The organism is Micromonospora sp. NPDC048935 (assembly GCF_043197875.1).
GTDB lineage: Bacteria > Actinomycetota > Actinomycetes > Mycobacteriales > Micromonosporaceae > Micromonospora.
This window is the reverse complement of the sequence record NZ_JBICTZ010000001.1, coordinates 460,260-482,955: the sequence shown is the minus strand read 5'-3', so window position 1 is coordinate 482,955 and position 22,696 is coordinate 460,260. Positions and strand designations below refer to the sequence as shown.

Here is a 22,696-nt window from a genome sequence, read left to right as displayed (position 1 = left end):
TTATGTTGCTCCTCAGAAGCAAGCAGTTAAGTGAGACTTAACGTACCAAGCGCACTTTCCATGCTTTTTACTCTTGTCCGGCACATTCCACTGTCGGCCGGTCGTCGTTGTCGTACGGGCGGGGCAGGATGGACCGGTGACCGGGGCAGACGCAGACACCGGCGCGGTGCTCGCCGGCTTCGGCCCGGCCACCCGCGCCTGGTTCGAGGCCGCCTTCGCCGCACCCACGGCCGCGCAGACCGGCGCCTGGCGGTCGGTCGCCGCCGGCCGCAGCGCTCTGGTGGTCGCACCCACCGGTTCCGGCAAGACGCTCGCGGCCTTCCTCTGGTCACTGGACCGGCTGGCCCGTGAGCCCGCGCCGGCCGAGGCACGCCAGCGGTGCCGCGTGCTCTACGTCAGCCCGCTCAAGGCCCTCGCCGTCGACGTGGAGCGCAACCTGCGCGCCCCGCTCGCCGGCATCCGGCAGGCGGCCACCCGGCTGGGTGTCGCACCCCCCGACATCACCGTCGGCATGCGCACCGGCGACACGCCGGCCGACGAGCGGCGCGCCTTCGCCCGCACCCCACCGGACATCCTCATCACCACGCCCGAGTCACTGTTCCTGCTGCTCACGTCCGCCGCCCGCGACTCGCTGCGCGGCATCCAGACGGTGATCGTCGACGAGGTGCACGCGGTGGCCGGCAGCAAACGCGGCGCCCACCTCGCCCTCTCCCTCGAACGCCTCGACGAGCTGCTGCCCGCGCCGGCCCAGCGCATCGGCCTCTCCGCCACCGTCCGGCCGATCGACGCCTGCGCGCAGTTCCTGGGCGGTGCCCGCCCGGTCGACGTGGTGCAGCCGGCCACTCCGAAGACCATCGAGGTCAGCGTGCAGGTCCCGGTGGAGGACATGACCCGCCTGGACGCGCAGGAGCAGCCACCGGAGGACGACCTGGGCGGCCCCGGTCCACGCCGCGCGTCGATCTGGCCGGCCGTGGAGGAGCGGGTCTTCACCCTCATCGGGCAGCACCGCTCGACGATCGTCTTCACCAACTCCCGCCGCAGCGCCGAGCGCCTCTGCGCCCGGCTCAACGAGCTGGCCGCCGAGGCGGTGGCCACCGACGCGACGGCCTCCCCAACGGCGGCCGCCGGAGCAGGGGCGTCCTCGTCGGACGAGGGCGTGATCGGCGTACCCGAGGGGGTGTCGGCGGGCGACGACCCGGCGGCCGACGGCGGCCCGGTGCCCGGCGCGCAGCGGTGGGGTGGTCCCGCCGGGCCGCTGCGCAACCGGCCGCCGGCCGAGGTGATGGCCCAGTCCGGCGCGGCCACCGGCGCCGCGCCGGTGATCGCCCGTGCCCACCACGGCAGCGTCTCCCGGGAGGAGCGCAAGCACATCGAGGAGGCGCTCAAGTCCGGCCAGCTCCCGGCCGTGGTGGCCACCTCCAGCCTGGAGCTGGGCATCGACATGGGCGCGGTCGACCTGGTGGTGCAGATCGAGGCGCCGCCGAGCGTGGCCGCCGGGCTGCAACGGGTCGGCCGGGCCGGGCACCAGGTGGGTGCGGTCTCCCGTGGGGTGGTCTTCCCCAAGCACCGTGGCGACCTGCTCTCCTGCGCGGTGGTCGCCGAGCGGATGACCGACGGCGCGATCGAGGAGTTGCACTACCCGCGCAACCCACTGGACGTGCTGGCCCAGCAGATCGTCGCGATGGTGGCGCTGGAGCCGTGGCCGCTCGGCGACCTGGCCGTGCTGGTCCGGCGGGCCGCGCCGTTCGCCGAGCTGCCCGACTCGGCGTTGCACGCCGTGCTGGACATGCTCTCCGGCCGTTACCCGTCCACCGCCTTCGCCGAGCTGCGTCCCCGACTGGTCTGGGACCGGGCCACCGACCTGCTCACCGGCCGTCCCGGCGCGCAGCGGCTGGCGGTGACGAGCGGTGGCACCATCCCGGACCGGGGGTTGTTCGGGGTCTTCCTGGCCGGTGCCGAGCGCGCCGCCCGGGTCGGTGAGCTGGACGAGGAGATGGTCTACGAGTCCCGGGTCGGTGACGTGTTCCTGCTCGGTTCGTCCTCCTGGCGGATCGAGGAGATCACCCCCGACCGGGTGCTGGTTTCGCCCGCCCCGGGGCAGGCCGCCCGGATGCCGTTCTGGAAGGGCGACCAGCTCGGCCGCCCGGTGGAGCTGGGCCGGGCCATCGGCGCGCGGGTGCGCACCCTGCTGCGCCAGACCGACGAGGCGGCCCTTGCCGCGCTGCGCGACGGTGGGCTGGACGCCTGGGCCGCCGGCAACCTGATGGCCTACCTGCGCGAGCAGCGCGAGGCCACCCGGTCGCTGCCGGACGACCGCACCATCGTGGTCGAGCGGTTCCGCGACGAGCTTGGCGACTGGCGACTCGCCGTGCACAGCGTCCTCGGTGCCCGGGTCAACGGGCCGTGGGCCCTGGCCGTGGGCCGCCGGCTGGCCGAACGCTACGGGGTGGACGCCCAGGTGATGCCCTCCGACGACGGCATCGTGGTGCGCCTGCCGGACACCGCCGACGAGCCGCCCGGCGCCGAAGTGGTGGTCTTCGAGCCCGACGAGATCACCCAGCTCGTCGAGGAGTCGGTCGGCACGTCCGCGCTGTTCGCCGCCCGCTTCCGCGAGTGCGCCGCCCGGTCGCTGCTGCTGCCCCGCCGCGACCCGCGCCGTCGCCAGCCGCTGTGGCAGCAACGGCAGCGCGCCGCGCAACTACTCGACGTCGCCCGCGAGTACGCGGACTTCCCGGTCACCCTGGAGGCCGCCCGGGAGTGCCTTCAGGACGTCTTCGACCAGCCGGCGCTGGCCGGCTTGATGCGTGACCTGGCCAGCCGCAAGGTGCGGCTGGTCGAGGTGGAGACCAACGCGCCGTCGCCGTTCGCGCGGTCGCTGCTCTTCGGCTACGTCGGCGCGTTCCTCTACGAGGGCGACGCCCCGCTCGCCGAGCGGCGCGCCGCCGCGCTCGCCCTGGATTCCACGCTGCTCGGCGAGCTGCTCGGCCGGGTCGACCTGCGCGAGTTGCTCGACCCGGCCGTGCTCGCCGAGACCGATCGGCAGCTGCGGTGGCTGACCGAGCAGCGCCGCCCGCGCGATGCGGAGGACGTCGTCGAGCTGCTGCGGGTGCTCGGTGACCTGAGCGACGCCGAGTTGACCGAGCGGGGTGTGCCGGAGGGCTGGCTGACCGAGTTGGAGGCCACCCGCCGGGTGCTGCGCGTCCGGATCGCCGGCGAGCAACGCTGGGTGGGCGTCGAGGACGCCGCCCGGCTGCGCGACGCCCTCGGCGTGGCACTGCCGGTGGGGGTGGCCGAGGCGTACCTCGCCCCGGTGGCCGATCCGCTCGGCGACCTGGTGGCCCGCTACGCCCGCACGCACGGGCCGTTCGCGGCGGCCAGTTGCGCGGCCCGCTTCGGGCTGGGCGTGTTCGTGGTCGAGCAGGCGCTGCGCCGGCTCGGTGCCACCGGGCGGGTGGTCTCCGGTGAGTTCACGCCGGATTCGGCCGGCGCCCAGTGGTGCGACGCCGAGGTGCTGCGGATGCTGCGCCGCCGCTCGCTGGCGGCGCTGCGCCGGGAGATCGAGCCGGTGCCACCCCGCGCGCTCGCCACGTTTCTGCCCCGCTGGCAGCAGGTCGGTTCGTCCGCCCGAGGGGTGGAGGCGCTCGCCGCGACCGTGGAGCAGTTGCAGGGCGCGGCGGTGCCGGCGTCCGCCCTGGAGCGGCTGGTGCTGCCCGGCCGGGTCGCCGACTACTCCCCCGCCCAGCTCGACGAGCTGTGCGCCAGCGGGGAGGTGCTCTGGGCCGGGTCGGGGGCGATCTCCGGCGGCGACGGCTGGGTCACCCTGGCGTACGCGGACGCCGCGCCGCTGCTGCTCCCGCCACCGGACGAGGCGTTGACCCGCACCCCGCTGCACGACGCGGTGCTCGACGCACTCGGTGACGGGCAGGCGCTGTTCTTCCGGCCGCTGGCCGACCGCGTCGGCGCGACCGACGACGCCGCCCTGACCGGGGTGATCTGGGACCTGGTCTGGGCGGGGCACCTCACCAACGACACCCTCGCCCCGTTGCGCGCGGTGCTCGGTGCCGGCGGCGCACACCGCTCGCGGCCGTCCGCGCCGCGCACCCGATACCGGCGCCCCGGTCGGGTGGCGCTGCCCACCCGGGGCGGCCCGCCGACCGTCGCCGGTCGCTGGTCGCGCCTGCCGGAGCGGGACGTCGACCCGACCCGCCGCGCCGCCGCGCTCGCCGACGTGCTGCTGGAGCGGCACGGGGTGGTCACCCGAGGCGCGGTGATGGCCGAGCAGGTGGTCGGCGGTTTCTCGGCGGTCTACCCGGTGCTGTCGGCGCTGGAGGAACGCGGTGCCGCCCGCCGGGGCTACTTCGTCGAGGGGTTGGGTGCGGCGCAGTTCGCGGTGCCCGGTGCGGTGGACCGGCTGCGCGCGCTGGCCGAGCCGATGGACGGCACCCGGGATCGGGGCGCGCCGGCCACCGTCCTCGCCGCCACCGATCCGGCCAACCCGTACGGCGCGGCGCTGCCCTGGCCGGAACGGGCCGTCGACTCCGGCGACGGGGTCGCCCCGGCGACCGGGCACCGGGCCGGCCGCAAGGCCGGCGCGCTGGTGGTGCAGGTCGGCGGTGACCTGGTGCTGTACGTGGAACGCGGCGGTCGGACGCTGCTGTCCTTCAGCGACGACACCGACACGCTCGCGGTGGCCGGCAAGGCCCTCGCCGACGCCGTGCACTCCGGCGCGTTGGGTGCGTTGTCGGTGGAACGGGCCGACGGGGAGGCGGTGCACTCGTCGCCGCTGCGCGACGCGCTGACCGCCGCCGGTTTCCGGGCCACCCCCCGCGGCCTGCGCCTGCGCGGCTGACCCGCCCTGCGCCGGCGCACCGTCGTCGCCCGGCTCCACGCCCGGCGCTTCGTCGCGCCGCCGCCGACACCGGTCCGCGAGCATCCCGAGCGACGGCTCGGTGCTCAGTGGAGGCCGTCGAGGACCTTCTCGTAGCGCGGGCGCTCGGCCGCCGGGGTCTTCGCCTCCAGGTAGTTGAGCACCACCGCGCCACGCCGGTACGACTGGCCACCCCAGGTCTCCGCGATGTCGCCCGCGCTTGTCTCGTCCGGGAAGACGTACACCGTGACGGTGTCGGTGGCGATCAGCTCGGAGCAACCCAGGCCGAGCCCGTCCGGCCCGCAGTCGACCGAGCGGTCCTTCGGGTGCGCCACCTTCAGGCCGGCGGCCCGGAACGCTTCGACTACCTGCTTCGCCCCGGGCGCCCCGGCCGGACGTTCGGGCAGCACCACCGGCGGCGCACTGGCCGGCCGGCGCTGCGTGGGCCCCTGCGGGGCGACGGAGGGTGGGGCCGGCGGGGATGTCGCACCGCCGTTGCTGGGCGGGGCCACCGAGGGCGTCGGCGCGCTCGGCGCGTCGGCGGCCGTCGGGGCCGGAGCGGGCGACGCGGACGAGGCGGTGGGGGCCGCACCCGACGGGTCGGCGTCGTCACCGCCGCAGCCGGCGGTGAGGGCCACGGCGGCCAGCAGGACCGCGACAGCGGGCAGGCTCCGAAAGGTCACCAGGGCAGTCTGCCCGGCACCGCCGGGCGGCGGGAGTGGCCGGTCGGTCAGCGCGCTGTCCCATATCCGCCATCCACCGGTGCGGGACGGCATCCCGCTGCACGACGAACTGGTCCTGGAACGGCGCACCGACGTCGAGGGTTAACCTGCGGGCATGCCCGGCACGCCCTGGATCTCGTTGACCACCGACTATGGCCTCACCGACGGCTTCGTGGCCGCCTGCCACGGGGTGATCGCCCGCCTCGCGCCGGCCGTCCGGGTCATCGACGTGACCCACCTGGTGCCACCGGCGGACGTACGGCGGGGCGCTGCCGTGCTGGCGCAGACGGTGCCGTACCTGCCCGTGGGTGTGCACGTGGCGGTTGTCGACCCGGGGGTGGGCACCGCCCGGCGGGGAGTCGCGCTGGCCACCCCGGGTGGGCTGCTGGTCGGCCCGGACAACGGGCTGTTGCCGGACGCCGCCGCCGCTCTGGGCGGGGTGACCGCCGCGGTGCTGCTGACCGAGCCGCGCTGGCTGGCCGATCGGGTGTCCGCCACGTTCCATGGGCGGGACGTCTTCGCGCCGGTGGCGGCCCGGCTGGCGCTCGGCGCGCCCCTGGCCGAGGCGGGGCCACCGGTCGACCCGGACGGCCTGGTCCGGCTGCCGGCACCGACGCTGACCTCGGACGACGACGGCTTCACCGCCGAGGTGTCGACGGTGGACCATTTCGGCAACGTCCAGTTGGCCGCGCCGGCGCACCTGCTCGACCCGCTGCCGGCGGCGCTGCGGGTGGTGCCGCCCGGTCCGGAGCCGACCTGGCCGGCCGTCCGGGGCCGGACCTTCGGCGACGCCCCGGCCGATGGCCTGGTGGTGTATGTCGACTCGGCCGGCCTGGTGGCGATCGCCGTGAATGGCGGGCGGGCGGTGGACCTCCTCCGGGTGGCCCCGGGTGACGTCCTACGGGTTTCCCGCTGATATTCGACTGTGGAATGCTGCCCCGGTGGGTGAACAAGTGGTTCCCGTGGGTTGTCCCTGCTGTGCGTCCCGGACCGGTGGGGGGACCTGCCCGGTCTGTTTCTGGACCGACGACGGCCAGACCGACGCCGACGCCGACACGGTCCGCGGTGGGCCCAACGGCGATCTGAGCCTCTCGCACGCCCGACTCAACTACGCCGTCTACGGTGCCAGCCACCCGCGCTACCAGGACATGGTGCGCCCGGCCCGCCCCGACGAGCGCCCCTGAGGAGGGCACCCGACGGGGCGAGCACGGGTCAGCAGACCGGCACGACACCGCCGTACACCGTCGAGATGTACGCGTGGCTGACGTACTGGCCGGTGGCCAGCCGGTCCCAGCGAGTGGTGGTGCCGTAGGGCCCGGCCACGGACTGGCCGGTGACGTAACACTGGATCGGCACGTTGGCGAACCGGGCGGCGAGGCCACGGCTCGGGTACGACGTGCTGGCCCCGGTGCGGATGGTGAGCGGCCCGTCACCGACCACGCCGCGCAGCCCGCCACCGGTCCACAGGTAGGCGACGTCCACCCACGCGTTGGTGGTCAACTGGAGACCGTCCCAGAAGGTGCCGTCGGCCAGGTCGATGGCGGCCGGGTTGAGCACCGTCCTCCCGAACTGGTCCCGCCCGCCGTTGAAGCCGGACTGGTAGGCGGCCTGCGCCTCGGGTCGGCCCTGCCCCAGGATCTTCCAGTTCTCGCGTACCGCCGCCGGGTTCCAGTAGTCGTCGCGGGTGTTCCACGGGCCGACGTCCCAGACCGGGGCGTACTCGCAGCGGGAGCCACTGGTGGTGCAGACCCGCACGGAGTAGTCGCCCGAGTTGAGCGGGGACAGGCTGCGCCGCGACGGTAGCGCCACGAAGTGGTCCCGGGGCTGCACGGTGCGGCCGTTGGCCGTCTGCTGGCCGACCAGGCCGATGCGGGTGGCGTACACCCGGTAGGTGAGGCCCGGCGTGGCCTCGGCGACGGCGGCGGCCGTGTCGGCGGTGAGCCGCACGGTGCGTACCGTCGCGGTGGCACCGCCGGTGGGCGCGGTGAGCACCACGCGACTCTGCACCCGGCTCACCGGACTGTCGAAGGCCGCGCCGGCCGTGGCGGATCGCCACTCGGTCCAGCCGCTGGACCGCCAACCACGGACCTGGGCCTCGACTGTGGCGCCCGTCGGCACGTCGGCAGTGACCTGGGCGCGGACCCGGTTGGCCGGCCGGCTGAGGGTCCGCGGAGCGCTCAGCAGCATCCCCTCCGCGACCGCGCTGTGCGGGCTGCGCGGGCTGCGTCCGGCGGACCGGGCCTCGCGCAGCCGCAGCCCGGCGGCGGTACGCCGGACGTTGACGTCGTCGCGGTCGACGACGGACAGGTCGGCGTTCCACCGCTCGCCGCCCGCTGCGGCGGTGAGGGTGGGCGGGCTTCCGGCGGCGGATGCGGCCGGGACGGGGTTGGTGGGTAGGAGTGTGGCGATGAGGGCGAGGGTGAGGGAGGCGACGAGGGAGAGGGATCGAGTACGACAATGCAGCCGTGACATAGGCATTCTCCTCAGAACTCCCTGAGCCTCGCATGTCCGGAGATCAGGAGGAACCTGTGTACAAATAGTGACACATGCGAATCCTGCTCGAATGAGGGAGAATGGCCGGGTGCCCGAAGGCGACACCGTCTGGAACACCGCGCGTGTGCTGCACCGCGCGCTCGCCGGCGCGCGGATCACCAGCAGTGACTTCCGGGTGCCGCGGTTGGCGACCACGGATCTCAGCGGCTGGGCCGTCCGCGAGTCGGCCAGCCGGGGCAAGCACCTGCTGCTGCGTCTGGCCACCCCGGACGACGCGCACTGGACCCTGCACTCGCACCTGCGGATGGACGGCGCCTGGCGGGCGTACGCCCCGGGGGAACGCTGGACCGGCCGGCCCGCGCACCTGATCCGGGTGGTGCTGCGCAGCCCCGGCGCGGTGGCGGTGGGCTACCACCTGCACGAGATGACCCTGGTGCCGACCGCCGAGGAGGACCAGTTGGTCGGGCACCTCGGCCCCGACCTGCTCGGGCCGGACTGGGACCCGGCCGAGGCGGTCCGCCGGCTCGCCGACCACCCGGAGCAGACCGTCGGCGAGGCGTTGCTCGACCAACGCAACCTGGCCGGGGTGGGCAACCTCTACAAGTGCGAGGTGTTGTTCCTGCGCGGTGTGTCGCCGTGGACGCCGGTCGGCGAGGTGCCCGACCTGCCCGGCCTGGTGAGCCTGGCGCAGCGGCTGCTCGCCGCCAACCGGGGCCGGTGGACGCAGAGCAGCACCGGTTCGCTGCACCGGGGCCAGACCAGCTACGTGTACGGGCGTCGCGCCCAGCCCTGCCGCCGCTGCGGCACGGCGATCCGCAAGGAGGAGTTGGGTGAACGGGTCACCTACTGGTGTCCGGTCTGTCAGCCCGAGCATCCGGATCCGGCCGAATCCGGCTGACCAGGGCACCCATCGGCCGAGGAAAGCCCAGATACGGACGATTGGGTAATTCCTATCTGGCCGGCGGAGTCGCATGCTGCGATTGAGTGCTCACCGATCGTCAGCAGAGCGCCGAGGCCGCCACGCCGGGGTGGCGACCCTCGCGCTCCGACCCGGGGAGAGTCATGGCGCTGTTCCGCAGACTCCGCTCCACCTTCTTCGAACGGGCCGCCCGCGCCACCGACGGCCAGGCCAACGGCCGGACGGTGTCCGTGCCGGCCGCGCGTACCGCTGCGGAGACCGCCCCGACGCCGAGCCTGGACCCGGCCGTGGTGCCCCGCTGCTTCGGCCCGGTGCCGAACTTCGCCCACAGCCCCCGCCCGACGCGCGACGCCAACGGGCGGGTGCTGCCCGGGACCGGGCTGCGCAAGTTCGTCGACCCACTGCCCGTCCCGGGCCAGCCGGCCGGCACCGACCTCGGCGGCCACCTGCCGGTGGCCGTGCCGGACACGATCAGCTATCCGGGTTGCGACTACTACGAGATCGGCGTGCAGGAGTACGCGCAGCGGCTGCACACCGACCTCCCCGCCACCCGGCTGCGCGGCTACCGGCAGCTCAACCTGGGCACCGACCCGGCGGGCCACAACACGGTGGCACCCCCGGAGCGGCCCTGGCACCTCGGCCCGATGATCCTCGCCCGTCGGGGCCGACCGGTGCGGGTGAAGTTCATCAACCAACTCCCGACCGGGCGGGCGGGTGAGTTGTTCCTCCCGGTCGACGAGACGATCGAGGGTGCTGGCCTCGGCCCACTGGACGGGCCCGCCCCGTTCCCGCAGAACCGCGCGGTGCTGCACCTGGCCGGGGCGCACGCCGGCTGGACCAGCGCCGGCAACCCGGGGCAGTGGATCACCCCGGCCGGGGAGATCACCCCGTACCCGAACGGTGTGGGCGTAGCCCACGTGCCGGACATGCCGCCGCCGGGTGCCGGTGCCACCACGCTCTACTTCCCGAACGAGCAGAGCGGCCGGCTGCTGTGGTGGCACGACAACACCCTCGGCCTGGCCCGGCTCACCGTCTACGGCGGACAACTCGCCCTCTACCTGCTCACCGACCCGGCCGAGGACCAACTCGTCGCCGACGGGGTGCTGCCGGGCGACCAACTGCCGCTGGTGATCGAGGACAAGACGTTCGTGCCGGACGACACCCAACTCGCCACCGAGGACCCGACCTGGGACCGGGACCGCTGGGGTGCCCGGGGAAGCCTCTGGCACCCGCACGTCTACCAACCGCGGCAGAACCCGCACCGGTCCGACGGACGCAACCCCACCGGCCGGTGGGACTACGGCCCCTGGTCACGCGACCCCGCACCGGGCGACACCGGAACCGACGGCTGGGTCGCCAACCCGCACCACGACCCGGTCGACGCGCCTGACGAGCCGCCGTCGCGCCCCGGCGTGCCGCACCCGTCCGCCGTCCCCGACGCGTACGGCGACACCCCACTCGTCAACGGCGTCGCGTACCCGTACCTGGAGGTGGCACCGCGCGCGTACCGGTTCCGGATCCTCAACGCCTGCCTGGACCGCAGCCTCAACCTCCAGCTCTACCGGGCCTGCTCCGACGCGGTGATGTGGGCGGCCGACGGCACCCTCGCCGACGCCGAGGCCGGGGAGGTCCCGATGGTGCCCGCCGTGCGGGCGGCGGACCGGCCGACGGGGTGGCCGACCGACGGGCGCGACGGCGGTGTTCCGGACCCGCGCGCCGCCGGCCCGGAGTTCATCCAGATCGGCAACGAGGCCGGGCTGCTGCCCGCCCCGGTGGTGCTGCCGAACCGGCCGGTCGGCTACCGCTACGACCGACTCGACCCGACAGTGCTCAACGTCGACGGGCACACCCTGCTGCTCGCCCCGGGTGAGCGGGCCGACGTGCTCGTCGACTTCTCCGCCGTGCCGCCGGGCAGCACGCTGATCCTGTACAACGACGCCCCGGCCCCGCTGCCCGGCTTCGACCCCCGCTACGACCAGCACACCGACGCCCCGGACCGGACGGCCGAGGGTGGGCCGCCGGGCACCGAACCGGGGTACGGCCCGAACACCCGCACCCTGCTCCAGTTCCGGGTCACCGGGACGCCCGCGCCGCCGTACGACCTCGGTCGGCTGCGCGACCGGCTGCCCCTGGCGTACGCGGCCAGCCAACGCCCGCCGATCGTGCCGCAGCCGGCGTACGATCCGGCGTTCGGCACCCGCACCGCGTCGACGACCACCGTGCCGGTGCACGCCACCTCGGTGACGATCACACCGACGGCCGGCGCGGGCCCGGTGACACTGCCGATCGCGGTCAAGGCCGCACAGCAGGTCTTCGAGCCCGCCCACGGCCGGCTGACCGGCCGGCTCGGCGTCGGGCACCCGCACGCCGGGCCGCTCGACCCGCCGACCCTGCCCCTCGGTCCGACCGACCCGGTCACCGAGGTGCTCTTCGCCACCGACCCCGCCGTGCCGGTGGGCAGCGCGACCGACGGCACCCAGCTCTGGCGGATCAGCGGCAACGTGCGGCAGACCGAACCGCTGCATTTCGGGGGCTGCGACGTGCAGGTGGTCAACCGGGTCGGGTGGGACGGCACGCTGCGGCTCCCGCACGGCACCGAGTTGGGGTGGAAACAGATCGTCCGGGTCAACCCCCGCGAGGACGTGGTGGTGGCGCTGCGCCCGGTCGCCCCGACGCTGCCGTTCAAACTGGGCGACAGCGTCCGGCTGCTCGACCCGGGCCGCCCGGCCGGCGCCCGCACCGGGTCGACCCCGATCAGCCCGGCGGACGGGCGACCCGCCAGCGTGGTCAACCACCTGGTGAACCTCGGCTGGGAGTACCGCTGGCACAGCCAACTCGCCGGCCACCGCGACGGCGGGATGAGCCGACCACTGGTGCTGCGGGTGACGCCGAAGGCACCGACCGGGCTGACCGCCACGCCGGTGCCGGGCTCGGCCACCGCACTACCCGCGATCGGGCTGGCCTGGACCAGCAACGGCGGTCGACCACCGGCCACCAGTCACCTGCTGCAACGTGCCACCGACGCGACCTTCGACGGCGAGGTCACCACGATCACCGTCGCGGCGGCCGCCACCCGGTACACGGACGCGTCCGTGACCCCCGGCGTGACCTACCACTACCGGATCCGGGCGGAGAACACGGTCAGCTACTCGTCCTGGTCGAACGGCGTACCCGCCTCGGTGCACCTGGCCGCGCCGAGCGGACTGGTCGCCGCACTGCCGCCCGCCGCGCCGCTGCGCGTGGCCCTGCGCTGGACGAACCGCTCGTTCGCCACAGGCATCGACGTGCAGCGGGCCACCAACCCGACGTTCACCAGCGGCCCGGGCACCACGGCGATCGGCGCCGGCGACAACCACCTGGACGTCACGATCGCAGCGGACACCACCTACTACTACCGGGTACGCACCACCTATCTGGGTGCCGCCTCGGCCTGGTCGACTGTCGCCACGGTGACCTCCCCGCCCGCGCCGGGCACCCCGAACGAGGTGCGCGCCACCGCCAGCGCCCCGGGGCCGGACACCGCGACGGTGATCCTGGCCTGGGCGGCGAGCACCCCCGCCGGCCCGGGGTCCGGGTTCATCGTGCAGCGGGCGCTGGACCCGGCGTTCGACCGGGAGGTGGTTACCTTCACCGTGACCGGGCGCAGCTTCAGCAACACGGGCCTGGCCCGGGGCGTCACCTACCACTACCGGATCCGGTCGTTCAACGTCGTGGGCAGTTCGCCGTACACCGGCCCGATCCTGGTCACGACGCCGCCGTGACCGGCCGGTGGGTTTCAGCGGGTGGGTGCGCGCAGCGGGGTGCCGACGGTGCGCAACTCGGCCAGGGCCCCGGCCACCCCGTGCAACAGGTCGGTCGCCTCGGTGAGCCGGTCCGCGGCCGGGTGGGTGGGCTCCGGTCGGGCGTCCTCGGCCAGATAACCGGCGGCGGCCACCACCAGCCGCTCGTAGGCCGCGACCCCACCCTCCAACTGGGCGGTCAGCACGCCGTGCGCGTCGGCCAGCGGCGGGCGGGCGTCGGCCGGGGCCAACCGCAACGCCCGTTCGACGCTTGCCACCCGCGCGGCCAGGTCGCGCAGCGAACGGTCGGCGGCGGCGGCCTCCAGCACCGCCGGCTCGGCCAGCCCGGTGAGCCGGGGGGCCATGCCGGCCAGGGTGAGCGCCGCCCGGTCGAGTCGGGCCCACTGCTCGCCCGCGCTGGTGCCGCGCAGGGCGATCCGGGAACGGACCCGGCGCACCTCGGCGAGCACCCCCGGCCCGACCGGTAGCCGCTCGACGGCGGCGATCAGCCGGGCTCGGGACCGGGCTGCCGCCTCCGCGGGGTCGAGCGCGGGAGGTGCCGGCTGGGCGGCCAGGGCGCGCACGTCGATCCAGCGCCAGGCGGCGAGTGCCACCGCACTGCCCGCGGCGCCGGCCCAGGCCGCGTCGGGCAGACCAAGGCCGGCGTACGGGGTCAGCACCGCCGCCGCGCCGCCGAGCCCACCGGCCAGCACGCTCCACCGTCGGGCGGACCGGCGCAGCCGACCCAGTTTGCGGAAGTAGCGCGTCCGCTCGTCTGCCACCCTGACCTCCTCGGTCCGGTCGTTCAGCCGGCGGCGGTCGGGTCGCCGGTGCCCCGCTCGCGAGCCATGCTGGCGCGCAGCTCGTCCAGGCGGGCGGCGGCCGTCGGGTCGGTGGCCGGGCCGGCCTTCTCGGCCTGCGGCACGGCCGGTCGCTGCCCGGCGCCGCCGAGCTGCTCCCCCGCCATGCTGGACCGGATCTGCTCAAGCCGGGCCGAGCCGGCCGAGTCGATCGTCGCCTTCTGGATCTCCAACATCCGGCCCTCGACGGAGTTGCCCGCCAGCTCGGCGCGACCCATCGCGTTGGCGTAGCGCCGTTCGATGCGGTCGCGCACCTCGTCCAGCGACGGGGTGTTGGTGGGCGCGGTCAACGACGACATCGACTCCAACGAGCGGGCCACCGTCTCCTGCATCTTGGCCTGCTCCAGCTGGCTGAGCAGCTTGGTGCGCTCGGCGAGCTTCTGCTGGAGGATCATCGAGTTGTTCTCGACCGCGCGGCGGGCCTGGGCGGCGGCACCCAGCGCCTGGTCGTGCAGGGTCTTCAGGTCTTCGGTGGCCTGCTCGGCGGAGACCAACTGGGTGGCCAGGGTCTGCGCCGACTGCTCGAACCGCGCCGCCTCGGCCTCGTCACCCTTGGCCCGGGCCTGGTCGGACAGGACGAGGGCCTGCCGGGCGTTGCCCTGCAACCGCTCGACCTCGGTCATCTGCCGGGACAGCTTCATCTCCAGCTGACGCTGGTTGCCGATCACCGCGGCGGCCTGCTGGACCAGCGCCTGGTGCTGCCGCTGGGCATCCTCGATGGCCTGCTGGATCTGCACCTTGGGATCGGCATGCTCGTCGATCTTCGCACCGAAGAGTGCCATCAGGTAGTTCCAACCCTTGACGAACGGGCTCGCCATCTCCGCGGTATCCCCTCAGTAGCGTCGCTCCACCACGGCCGGCCGGGCCCGATGGGCCGATCGACCACCACCGCCGGTCTCCATCGTTCCAGCCGGACGCCACCGAGGCATCCGTACCAGGCGGTCGACAGGACCGGCAGCTCCTGTGGGCCACCCTACGCGGCCGGAGCCAGCCCACCCATGGTCAACCGGACGACGGTCTCAGGCGGCGCAGACCACGTCCCGGTCGCGCTCGGTCGGGCGGACGCGGGTGCTGCGCAGCGTGGCCTTGAGCGGCGAGTCCTGGCGGACCGAGACGGCGACCTTGCCGTCGGAGGTGACCTGACGGACACCTCGGCCGGTGCTCTTGGCCGCGGCCGTGGCCTCGGCCGGCTCGTCCTGCATCGAGACGAGGACCCCGGGCATCTGCTCGGCGAGCGCCACGGTGTCGCTCACCTCCCGCAGAAGCTCGGACAGCCGGGCACCGAGGGCGTCGCAGATCGCGGCGAGCAGCTCGCTGGACGGCTCCTTGTGCCCCCGCTCGATCTCGGAGAGGTAGCCGAGGCTGACGTTGGCGGCGGTGGAGACCTCACGCAGCGTGCGCTGCTGGCCCTGCCGGCGCGCCCGCAGTGCGTCACCGATCACCCGGCGTAGCAGGATCATCGCACCTCCCCCTGAGGGATACCTCGCGCCCGGCGCTGAGCGGCCGGCCGCGGCGGACCGCGCCGACCCCGAAACGTCGGAGCCTTCCCGCAACCGTACCCGTTACGAGCCCCGCCGACATCCCGCCCCGCCCGTCGGTTCGCCGAGACGGACTCACTTCGCGCGGTACCGACCGTCCCAGCTGCCCCGGATGCCCCGGATGTCCCCCGGCTGACTCGCCGGCTGCGCGGCCTGCGCGGTGTCGGCGGCGTGGATCCGCTCGGCGAGCAGCCGCAGCGCCTCGACCACCGCCGCGGCGCGGACGTGGTCCCGCCCGCCGCCCAGGTCGAGCTGTCGGACCTCGGTGTCGTTCGGGCCGGCGACCGCGACGTAGACCAGGCCGACGGGCTTGCCGTCCTGCGGTTCCGGGCCGGCGACACCGGTGGTGGCCACTCCCCAGTCGGCACCGCAGCGCTGGCGGCCACCCGCGGCGAGCGCCGACGCCACGTCCGGGTCCACCGGCCCCCGCTCGGACAGCAGGTCGGCGGGGACGCCGGCCAGGGTGCCCTTCAACTCGGTGGCGTAGACCACGAGGCCGCCCCGGTAGATCCCGCTGACCCCGGCGATGTCCACGATCGATGCGGCCAGCAGCCCACCGGTGAGTGATTCGACGGTGGCCAGGGTCTCGTGCCGCTGGGCCAACAGGTGCACCACGGCCGCGGCGGCGCTGCCCGCCTCCGCATCGTCCGCCGCATCGTCCGCCGGCCGCCCGAAACCCGCCTCCCGCTGCATCAACCAGTCCTTCCCCACGCACCGCTCCCCAACCCCGCCCACCCAATCGCGTCGATCATGAGGTTGGCGGCGCGACACGCCGTCCCGGATGACAACAACCTCATGATCAGCACAGTCGGACGGGGAATCAGCGGGGGCGGCGGAGGCGGAGGGCCTGGGCTATGTAGTCGAAGCCGGTGGCGACCGTGACCAGGACGGCGGCGGCCATGATCCACGGGCCGACGGCGGCGAGGGCGGCCGGCATCGGCCAGAGATACCAGGCGATGGCGAGGATCTGGAGCGCGGTCTTGACCTTGCCGCCTCGGCTGGCGGCGATCACGCCGTGCCGGATCACCCAGAACCGCAGCCCGGTGATGCCCAGCTCGCGGACGAGGATCAGCGCGGTCACCCACCAGGGCAGCCGGTCGTACCAGGACAGCAGCACCAGGGCGGCCCCGGTGAGTGCCTTGTCGGCGATCGGGTCGGCCACCTTGCCGACCGAGGTGACCAGCCCGAACCGGCGGGCGATCCAGCCGTCCACCAGGTCGGTCGCCGACGCCACCGCGAAGATCAGACAAGCTGCCATCCGCCACCCGGAGTGGGTCATCCCGGACATGATCACCGAGGCGGCGAAGACCGGCACCAGCGCCAACCGCAGGGCGGTCAGCGCGTTGGCCGCGTTGAGGACGGGCACCACGGCGACCACCCGGGCCGGAGTCGACTCCGTCGCCCCGGTCACCGCCGCACTCCGCTCGGGCCGTCGTGGCGTTCCCGGCACCGCACCACTGGGCTCCCCCGCTCCGCCTGGGCCCACCGTCACCGTGCCGCGCCGGGCGCCGCCGAGATCATCTCATCCGGCACCGCCAGCAGGTCGACCCCTTCGGTGCCGGTCACCGTCGCGCGGACCAGATCACCAGGTCGCAGCGCGGCGAGGTCGACCCCACCCTCGGCCGGGGCGACAAGGGTGGTGGAACCGTCCACCTCCGGCGCCTGGTGCGCCGCCCGACCCTCCACCACGCCGTCCGAGATCGAGTCGACGAGCACCTCGACGGTCGAGCCGAGCCGGTCCTCGGCCCGCTGCGAGCACAGCTCGTCGGCGAGCGCGCTGAGCCGGTCGTAGCGCCGCTTGATCGTCGCGGCGGAGACCTTGCCGGACAGGCCGGCGGCCTCGGTGCCGTCCTCGTCGCTGTAGTCGAACATCCCGATCGCGTCCAGCCGGGCCTCGGTCAGGAACCGGACCAGCTCGTCGACGTCGGCGCGGGTCTCGCCGGGGAAACCGACGATGAAGTTGCTCCGGGCGCCCGCGTCCGGTGCCAACGCGCGGGCACCGGCGAGCAGCTCAAGGAAACGGTCGGTGGAGCCGAAACGTCGCATCCGGCGCAGCACCGGCTCGCTGGAGTGCTGGAACGACAGGTCGAAGTACGGGGCCACGCCCGGGGTGGTGGCGATCGCCTCGACCAGCCCGGGTCGGGTCTCCGCCGGCTGGAGGTAGCTGGCCCGCACCCGGACGATGCCGGTCACCGCGGCGAGCTGCGGCAGCAGCTTCTCCAGGGCGCGGGGATCGCCGAGATCCTTGCCGTACGAGGTGGAGTTCTCACTGACCAGCACCAACTCCCGGACGCCGGACTTGGCAAGCCACTCCGCCTCGGCGAGCAACTCGTCCGGGGTACGCGAGACGAACGCCCCACGGAAGGCGGGGATGGCGCAGAACGCGCAGCGTCTGTCGCAACCGCTGGCCAGCTTCAGCGAGGCCACCGGGCCGGTGTCCAGTCGGCGGCGCAGCACCTGGCGCAGGTGTGCGGGGGTGTGCTCGTCGGTGTCGACCACCGTGCGGCTCACCGTGCCGTGCCCGGGCAGCGACACCGTGCTGTCGCGGCGCTGCACCGGGGTCAGCGGCAGCAGCTCACGCCGGTCCCGAGGGGTGTGCGCGGTGATCTGCTCACCGGCGACGACCGCGTCCAGCCGGGCGGCGATGTCCGGGTAGTCGTCGAAACTCAGCACCGCCTGCGCCTCGGGCAGACTGTCGGCCAACTCACGGCCGTACCGCTCGGCCATGCAGCCGGCCGCGACCACCTTGGCGCCGGTCCCGGCGGCGGCGAGCAGCGTCTGGATCGAATCCTGCTTGGCCTTCTCCACGAAGCCGCAGGTGTTGACGACCACCACGTCGGCGCCCTCGCCGTCGGTGGTCACCTGCCAGCCGTCGGCGTGCAGCCGCGCGGCCAACTCCTCCGAGTCGACCTCGTTGCGGGCGCAGCCCAGGGTGAGCAGGGCGACGCGACGGCCCTCGGCGTGGTCAGAAGGAGAAGGAGAGGTGGCAGACACCATCCGAGGGTACCGGGCCGGCCGGGGAAGCCCACGCACGCGGGGCAGCGGCGACGGCCGGGCACGCGCCGGGCACCGAATCGGTGTGCCCGGTTTTCCGACGGCGGTCAGCGCGCCACGGCGCCGACGCGGGTCAGCGCATCGAGCAGGAACACCTCGGTGCCGGCCAGGCCGGTGGAGCAGAACACCGAGATCTGGTCCGCGGTGGTCCGGCCGGGGACCGCGCCGGCCAGGATGCCACCCAGGTCCCGCAACCGCCCGGCGTACGGGGGTGTGGCCGCGAGCATGGGCGGCTGGTAGTCCGCCGCCTGGGCTGGCGAGTCGGTGACCAGCAGGTCGGCGGCGTCCAGCAGGTCGGTGCCGAACTCGCTGCGGTCCCGCTGCTTGAAGCCGACCGCGTTGAGGTGCGTGCCGGGGCTGAGATCGGCGGCGTGCAGCACCGGGGTCGGGCTGGTGGTCGCGAGCACCACGATGTCCCGCCCGGTGACTGCCGAACCCGGGTCGGCCACCGTGCGGGCCGGGACGCCCAGCTCGACGCGGATCCGGGCGGCGAGGGCGTCCCGCCGCGCCGCCGAGCGGCTGTGCACCACCACCTCACGCAGGGAGCGCACGGCGGCGGTCGCCCAGACCTGGGTCCACGCCTGCCGGCCGGAGCCGATCACGCCCAGGGTGGCCGCGTCCGCACGGGCCAGGGCGTCGACCGCCACGGCACCCAACCCTCCGGTACGACGGGAACCCAGTTCCTCGCCCACCGCCACCGCCCGGATCGCCCCGGTGCGCGCGTCGTGCAGCACCACCACCTGCTCGCTCTGCGGGTGGCCGAAGGTGTCGTAGGAGCGGAAGCCGTACCACTCGCCAACCAGGTGCCCCGCGGTGAGCACCAGCCGCCCACCGCCGAGCGGGGCAGTGGCCCGGGGCGGGGCCACGAGGCGTCCCTCGTACGCGGCCAGGAGGGCGGCACGCATGACGTCGACCGTGGTGCCGGCGTCCAGTGCGGCGGCGACCTCACGGTCGGCATAGATCAGCGTCATGCGATCATCCTGCAAGTTGGAGTCAAGTTCAGGTCAACACGGGGTGGCCGGAGTCACTGGGCCCTCGGCACCCGACCCGTCCACCCCGAGTGTCGACCGGTGCTAGCGTCGGCCTCGGTGGCCCGTGGCCACCCCGGACGAGTGGTGGGCGTACCCGGTAAGGCCAAGACGCCCCGCGACGTGCAGACCCCGACTCGTCCCGGCGCCGGCGGCCCGGGCACTCCCGCGTGAGGTGGACGATGGCCTGGCTGGTGCTGGTGCTCTCCGGACTGTTGGAGACGGCCTGGGCGGTGGCCCTGGACCGCAGTGCCGGCTTCAGCCGGCTGGGCCCGTCCGTGGTGTTCGCGGTGACGCTGACCCTGAGCATGGCCGGGCTGGCGTACGCGCTGCGGGACATCCCGGTCGGCACCGGTTACGCGGTCTGGGTCGGCATCGGCGCGGTCGGCACCGCGCTGGTCGGGATGTTGGCCCTCGGCGAGTCGACGAGCCTGCCCCGGATCCTGTGCCTGCTGCTGGTGGTCGCCGGCGTCGTCGGCCTGAAAATCTTCCACTGAGGAGTCACCTCGGCAGGCGTGGTCACGACCCACAGTGGGTAGTGATCGATTCGTCACGACAGGCTCTCACCCGGAGGACGACATGGCCGACCTGCCCAGCACCGCCCGCCCCCGCGCCAACGCCGCCCGCATCCTCACCATCGTGGGCTTCGTCTTCGCGGTTCTCGCCCTGCTCATCTCCCCGATCATCTTCGGCGTGCTCGGCATCGTCGCGGGCATCGTCGGCGCGGTGCTGGGTGACAAGCCCCTGGGCTGGTACGCCGCGGCGGCCAGCGTCGTCGGCGCGATCATCGGCACCATCATTGCCGCCGCGTTGCTCAACTGACCGCCTTCGACTCGCGGGCCCGCCGGATTCCGGCGGGCCCGTCGCGTTTCCCAGGTGGGGTCAGTCCACGTCGCCGCGCAGGCCGACCAGGACCTCCTCCAGCTCGTCCGGCTTGACCAGCACGTCGCGCGCCTTCGACCCCTCGGACGGCCCGACCACCCCACGGGTCTCCATCAGGTCCATCAGGCGGCCCGCCTTCGCGAAACCGACACGCAGCTTGCGCTGGAGCATCGACGTGGAGCCGAACTGCGAGGTGACCACCAACTCCACCGCCTGCACCAGTAGGTCGAGATCGTCGCCGATGTCCTCGTCGGTCTTCTTCTTGGTTTCCTGCGCGGGGGCCAGCACGTCCTTGCGGAACTCCGGCTCGCGCTGGTCCTTGCAGAACTTCACGACGTCGGCGATCTCCCGCTCGGTGACCCAGGCACTCTGGATGCGGACCGGCTTGGAGGCACCCATCGGCAGGAAGAGCCCGTCGCCGCGCCCGAGCAGCTTCTCCGCGCCCGGCTGGTCGAGGATGACCCGGGAGTCGGCGAGGGAGGAGGTGGCGAACGCCAGCCGGGACGGCACGTTCGCCTTGATCAGACCGGTCACCACGTCGACCGAGGGGCGTTGGGTGGCCAGGACCAGGTGGATGCCGGCCGCGCGGGCCAACTGGGTGATCCGGACGACCGAGTCCTCCACGTCGCGGGGCGCGACCATCATGAGATCGGCCAGCTCGTCCACGATCACCAGCAGGTACGGGTACGGGCGCATCTCCCGTTCACTGCCCGGCGGTGCCTTGATCTCGCCGTTGCGGACCTTGCGGTTGAAGTCGTCGATGTGCCGGACCCCGTTGGCCGCGAGGTCGTCGTAGCGCATGTCCATCTCGCGGACCACCCAGTCCAGCGAGTCGGCCGCCTTCTTCGCGTTCGTCACGATCGGGGTGACCAGGTGCGGGATGCCCTCGTAGCCGGTCATCTCGACCCGCTTCGGGTCGATCAGCAGCAGCCGCACCTCGTCCGGGGTGGCCCGCGTGAGGACGGAGACGAGAAGAGTATTCAGGCACGAACTCTTCCCGGCCCCGGTCGCCCCGGCGATCAGGATGTGCGGCATCTTCGCGAGGTTGGCCACCACGTAGCCGCCCTCGATGTCCTTGCCGAGCGCCACCACCATCGGATGGTGGTCGCTGGTCGCCGCGCGCGAGCGCAGCACGTCGCCGAGGGCGACGTTCTCCGGGTCGGTGTTCGGGATCTCCACGCCGACCGCGCTCTTGCCCGGGATGGGGCTGAGGATCCGTACGTCCGGCGACTTCACCGCGTACGCGATGTTGCGGGAGAGCTGGGTGATCCGCTCGACCTTGACGCCGTGCCCCAACTCGACCTCGTACCGGGTGACCGTCGGGCCACGGGTGAAGCCGGTGACCGCGGCGTCCACGTCGAACTGGTCGAACACGCCGGTCAGTGCGGCGATCACCTCGTCGTTGGCCTTGCTGCGGGTCTTCGCGGCGGCACCGGCGCTGAGCATGTTGGCCGGCGGCAGGGTGTAGTCCCCGGCCAGCCCGGTCAACGCGAGCTGCTCGGCCCGGGTCGGCGCGGGCGAGTGCTCCGGCGGCTCGACCGGCGGCCGGCGGCTCGCCGGCACCTTCGCCGGGGCCTTGCGCGGCAGCACCATGGTCTCCTGGAGGTCCGCGCCGTCCAGGTCCTCGAAGTCGTCCGGGTCGAGCGGCGGCGGCGTCCGCTTCGCCGGTCGCCTCCGCGCCGGCTTCGTGGCGGGAACGTCTTCTTCCTCGTCGGTGTCGGGTGCGGCGACAAGCCCACCGGCGAGCAGGCCCAACCGCTCCGGGATCTTGTTGATCGGTGTCGCGGTCACCACCAGCAGACCGAAGAGCAGCAGCAGGATCAGCAGCGGCACCGCCACCCAGGCGGTCACCGCGCGCTCCAGCAGCCCGCCGATGCCCGCGCCGACCAGGCCGCCCGCGAAGTCCCGCTGGAGCGGGTTGGCCGGGGCCTGACCGATGTGCAGCAGCGCGGCCGTCGAGACGAGCAGTGAACTCCAGCCGATCAGGCCGCGGCCCCGGTGCTCCGGATCGGCCGGCTGACGCATCAACCGCCACGCCCCGATCATCAACAGCACCGGTACGACCACCGAGATCGCGCCCAGGAACAGCCGGATCGTGTCGGCCAGTTGCGTGCCCACCGGGCCCGCCCCGGACAGCCAGAGCGCCACGGCGGTGAGCAGCGCGAAGCCGAACAGCAACAGCCCGGCGCCGTCGCGGCGGTGCTCCGGGTCGAGGTCGCGGGCGGAGGCGGCCTGCCGACCGGCGGCCCGCACCGCCCAGCCCATCCCGTGGGCCACGCCCATCCACAGTGCGCCCACCGCGCGGCCCACGTAGACAGCCGCGCCGGGCCGCGCCGGTGCGGTACGACGCCGGACCAGGGCCCGGGTCTTCTTCGCCGGTTGACGGGCACGACTGTTGGTGCCACCGCGCGGCGACGCGCCGCGCCGCCGGCTCGCCTGAGAGGTACGGCCCGCCATAGAGTCACGGTAACGGTGGGGCCGGGTAGATCCCCGCTTTTCCGGGTCGTGTCCGCGCGTCGTAACACGAGCCCCGCCGCCGGTCGTGATATCCGCC

At 73.9% G+C, this 22,696-nt stretch carries 17 protein-coding genes and 1 riboswitch; of the genes, 7 read left to right on the top strand and 10 right to left on the bottom strand.

What is annotated here, in order from left to right:
* Positions 1 to 136: 136 nt before the first annotated feature.
* Entirely contained in the window at positions 137 to 4,849 is a 4,713-nt protein-coding gene (locus ACGFIW_RS02645; RefSeq protein WP_393310587.1) for a DEAD/DEAH box helicase, read from the top strand.
* 104 nt (positions 4,850 to 4,953) lie between these two features.
* Here ACGFIW_RS02645 and ACGFIW_RS02640 read toward each other — a convergent pair whose 3' ends face one another.
* A complete protein-coding gene (locus tag ACGFIW_RS02640; protein ID WP_393310586.1) occupies positions 4,954 to 5,550 on the bottom strand; it encodes a hypothetical protein in 597 nt (198 codons plus the stop codon).
* A 154-nt stretch (positions 5,551 to 5,704) separates the two neighbouring features.
* Between ACGFIW_RS02640 and ACGFIW_RS02635 the strand changes: the two genes are divergently transcribed.
* Positions 5,705 to 6,505 (top strand): S-adenosyl-l-methionine hydroxide adenosyltransferase family protein, encoded by an 801-nt coding sequence (locus ACGFIW_RS02635; RefSeq protein WP_393310585.1) that lies wholly within the window; start codon positions 5,705 to 5,707, stop codon positions 6,503 to 6,505.
* A gap of 25 nt (positions 6,506 to 6,530) precedes the next feature.
* A complete protein-coding gene (locus ACGFIW_RS02630) occupies positions 6,531 to 6,773 on the top strand; it encodes a CPCC family cysteine-rich protein (protein ID WP_357073052.1) in 243 nt (80 codons plus the stop codon).
* A 28-nt stretch (positions 6,774 to 6,801) separates the two neighbouring features.
* On the opposite strand, the gene ACGFIW_RS02625 is transcribed toward ACGFIW_RS02630, so the two are convergent.
* Positions 6,802 to 8,061, bottom strand: a complete 1,260-nt coding sequence (locus ACGFIW_RS02625) for a hypothetical protein (RefSeq protein ID WP_393310584.1) — start codon at positions 8,059 to 8,061, stop codon at positions 6,802 to 6,804.
* A gap of 109 nt (positions 8,062 to 8,170) precedes the next feature.
* Here ACGFIW_RS02625 and ACGFIW_RS02620 point away from each other — a divergent pair, with 109 nt between their 5' ends.
* Both ACGFIW_RS02620 and ACGFIW_RS02615 read left to right on the top strand, forming a co-directional pair.
* A complete protein-coding gene (locus ACGFIW_RS02620) occupies positions 8,171 to 8,980 on the top strand; it encodes a DNA-formamidopyrimidine glycosylase family protein (RefSeq protein WP_393311216.1) in 810 nt (269 codons plus the stop codon).
* Between the two features lie 164 nt (positions 8,981 to 9,144).
* Positions 9,145 to 12,762, top strand: coding sequence for a hypothetical protein (locus ACGFIW_RS02615; RefSeq protein WP_393310583.1), 3,618 nt, complete (start codon positions 9,145 to 9,147; stop codon positions 12,760 to 12,762).
* Between the two features lie 14 nt (positions 12,763 to 12,776).
* Here the strand turns inward: ACGFIW_RS02615 and ACGFIW_RS02610 are convergent, their stop codons facing one another.
* From ACGFIW_RS02610 to ACGFIW_RS02580, 7 genes are all read right to left on the bottom strand, one after another.
* A complete protein-coding gene (locus ACGFIW_RS02610) occupies positions 12,777 to 13,562 on the bottom strand; it encodes a hypothetical protein (protein ID WP_357073060.1) in 786 nt (261 codons plus the stop codon).
* A 23-nt stretch (positions 13,563 to 13,585) separates the two neighbouring features.
* Complete coding sequence (locus ACGFIW_RS02605) at positions 13,586 to 14,458, bottom strand: PspA/IM30 family protein (RefSeq protein ID WP_357073063.1); 873 nt, start codon at positions 14,456 to 14,458, stop codon at positions 13,586 to 13,588.
* 201 nt (positions 14,459 to 14,659) lie between these two features.
* On the bottom strand, positions 14,660 to 15,100 hold the full coding sequence (locus tag ACGFIW_RS02600) for a helix-turn-helix domain-containing protein (protein ID WP_393310582.1): 441 nt from the start codon (positions 15,098 to 15,100) through the stop codon (positions 14,660 to 14,662).
* Positions 15,101 to 15,253: 153 nt separating this feature from the next.
* Positions 15,254 to 15,871 (bottom strand): CinA family protein, encoded by a 618-nt coding sequence (locus ACGFIW_RS02595; protein WP_393311215.1) that lies wholly within the window; start codon positions 15,869 to 15,871, stop codon positions 15,254 to 15,256.
* 127 nt (positions 15,872 to 15,998) lie between these two features.
* A complete protein-coding gene (pgsA, locus tag ACGFIW_RS02590; protein ID WP_393310581.1) occupies positions 15,999 to 16,589 on the bottom strand; it encodes a CDP-diacylglycerol--glycerol-3-phosphate 3-phosphatidyltransferase in 591 nt (196 codons plus the stop codon).
* Positions 16,590 to 16,666: 77 nt separating this feature from the next.
* Positions 16,667 to 18,175, bottom strand: coding sequence for a 30S ribosomal protein S12 methylthiotransferase RimO (rimO, locus tag ACGFIW_RS02585; protein WP_393310580.1), 1,509 nt, complete (start codon positions 18,173 to 18,175; stop codon positions 16,667 to 16,669).
* Positions 18,176 to 18,279: 104 nt separating this feature from the next.
* Positions 18,280 to 19,203, bottom strand: a complete 924-nt coding sequence (locus ACGFIW_RS02580) for an ornithine cyclodeaminase family protein (RefSeq protein ID WP_393310579.1) — start codon at positions 19,201 to 19,203, stop codon at positions 18,280 to 18,282.
* Positions 19,204 to 19,316: 113 nt separating this feature from the next.
* Positions 19,317 to 19,381: riboswitch (guanidine-III (ykkC-III) riboswitch) on the top strand.
* A 61-nt stretch (positions 19,382 to 19,442) separates the two neighbouring features.
* On the opposite strand from ACGFIW_RS02580, the gene ACGFIW_RS02575 reads away from it, so the two are divergent.
* Complete coding sequence (locus ACGFIW_RS02575; protein ID WP_393310578.1) at positions 19,443 to 19,757, top strand: DMT family transporter; 315 nt, start codon at positions 19,443 to 19,445, stop codon at positions 19,755 to 19,757.
* A gap of 82 nt (positions 19,758 to 19,839) precedes the next feature.
* Positions 19,840 to 20,082: a hypothetical protein gene (locus ACGFIW_RS02570; protein WP_357073084.1), complete on the top strand. Its 243-nt coding sequence runs from the start codon at positions 19,840 to 19,842 to the stop codon at positions 20,080 to 20,082.
* 60 nt (positions 20,083 to 20,142) lie between these two features.
* Here ACGFIW_RS02570 and ACGFIW_RS02565 read toward each other — a convergent pair whose 3' ends face one another.
* Positions 20,143 to 22,599, bottom strand: coding sequence for a DNA translocase FtsK (locus ACGFIW_RS02565; protein ID WP_393310577.1), 2,457 nt, complete (start codon positions 22,597 to 22,599; stop codon positions 20,143 to 20,145).
* Between the last annotated feature and the right edge of the window lie 97 nt (positions 22,600 to 22,696).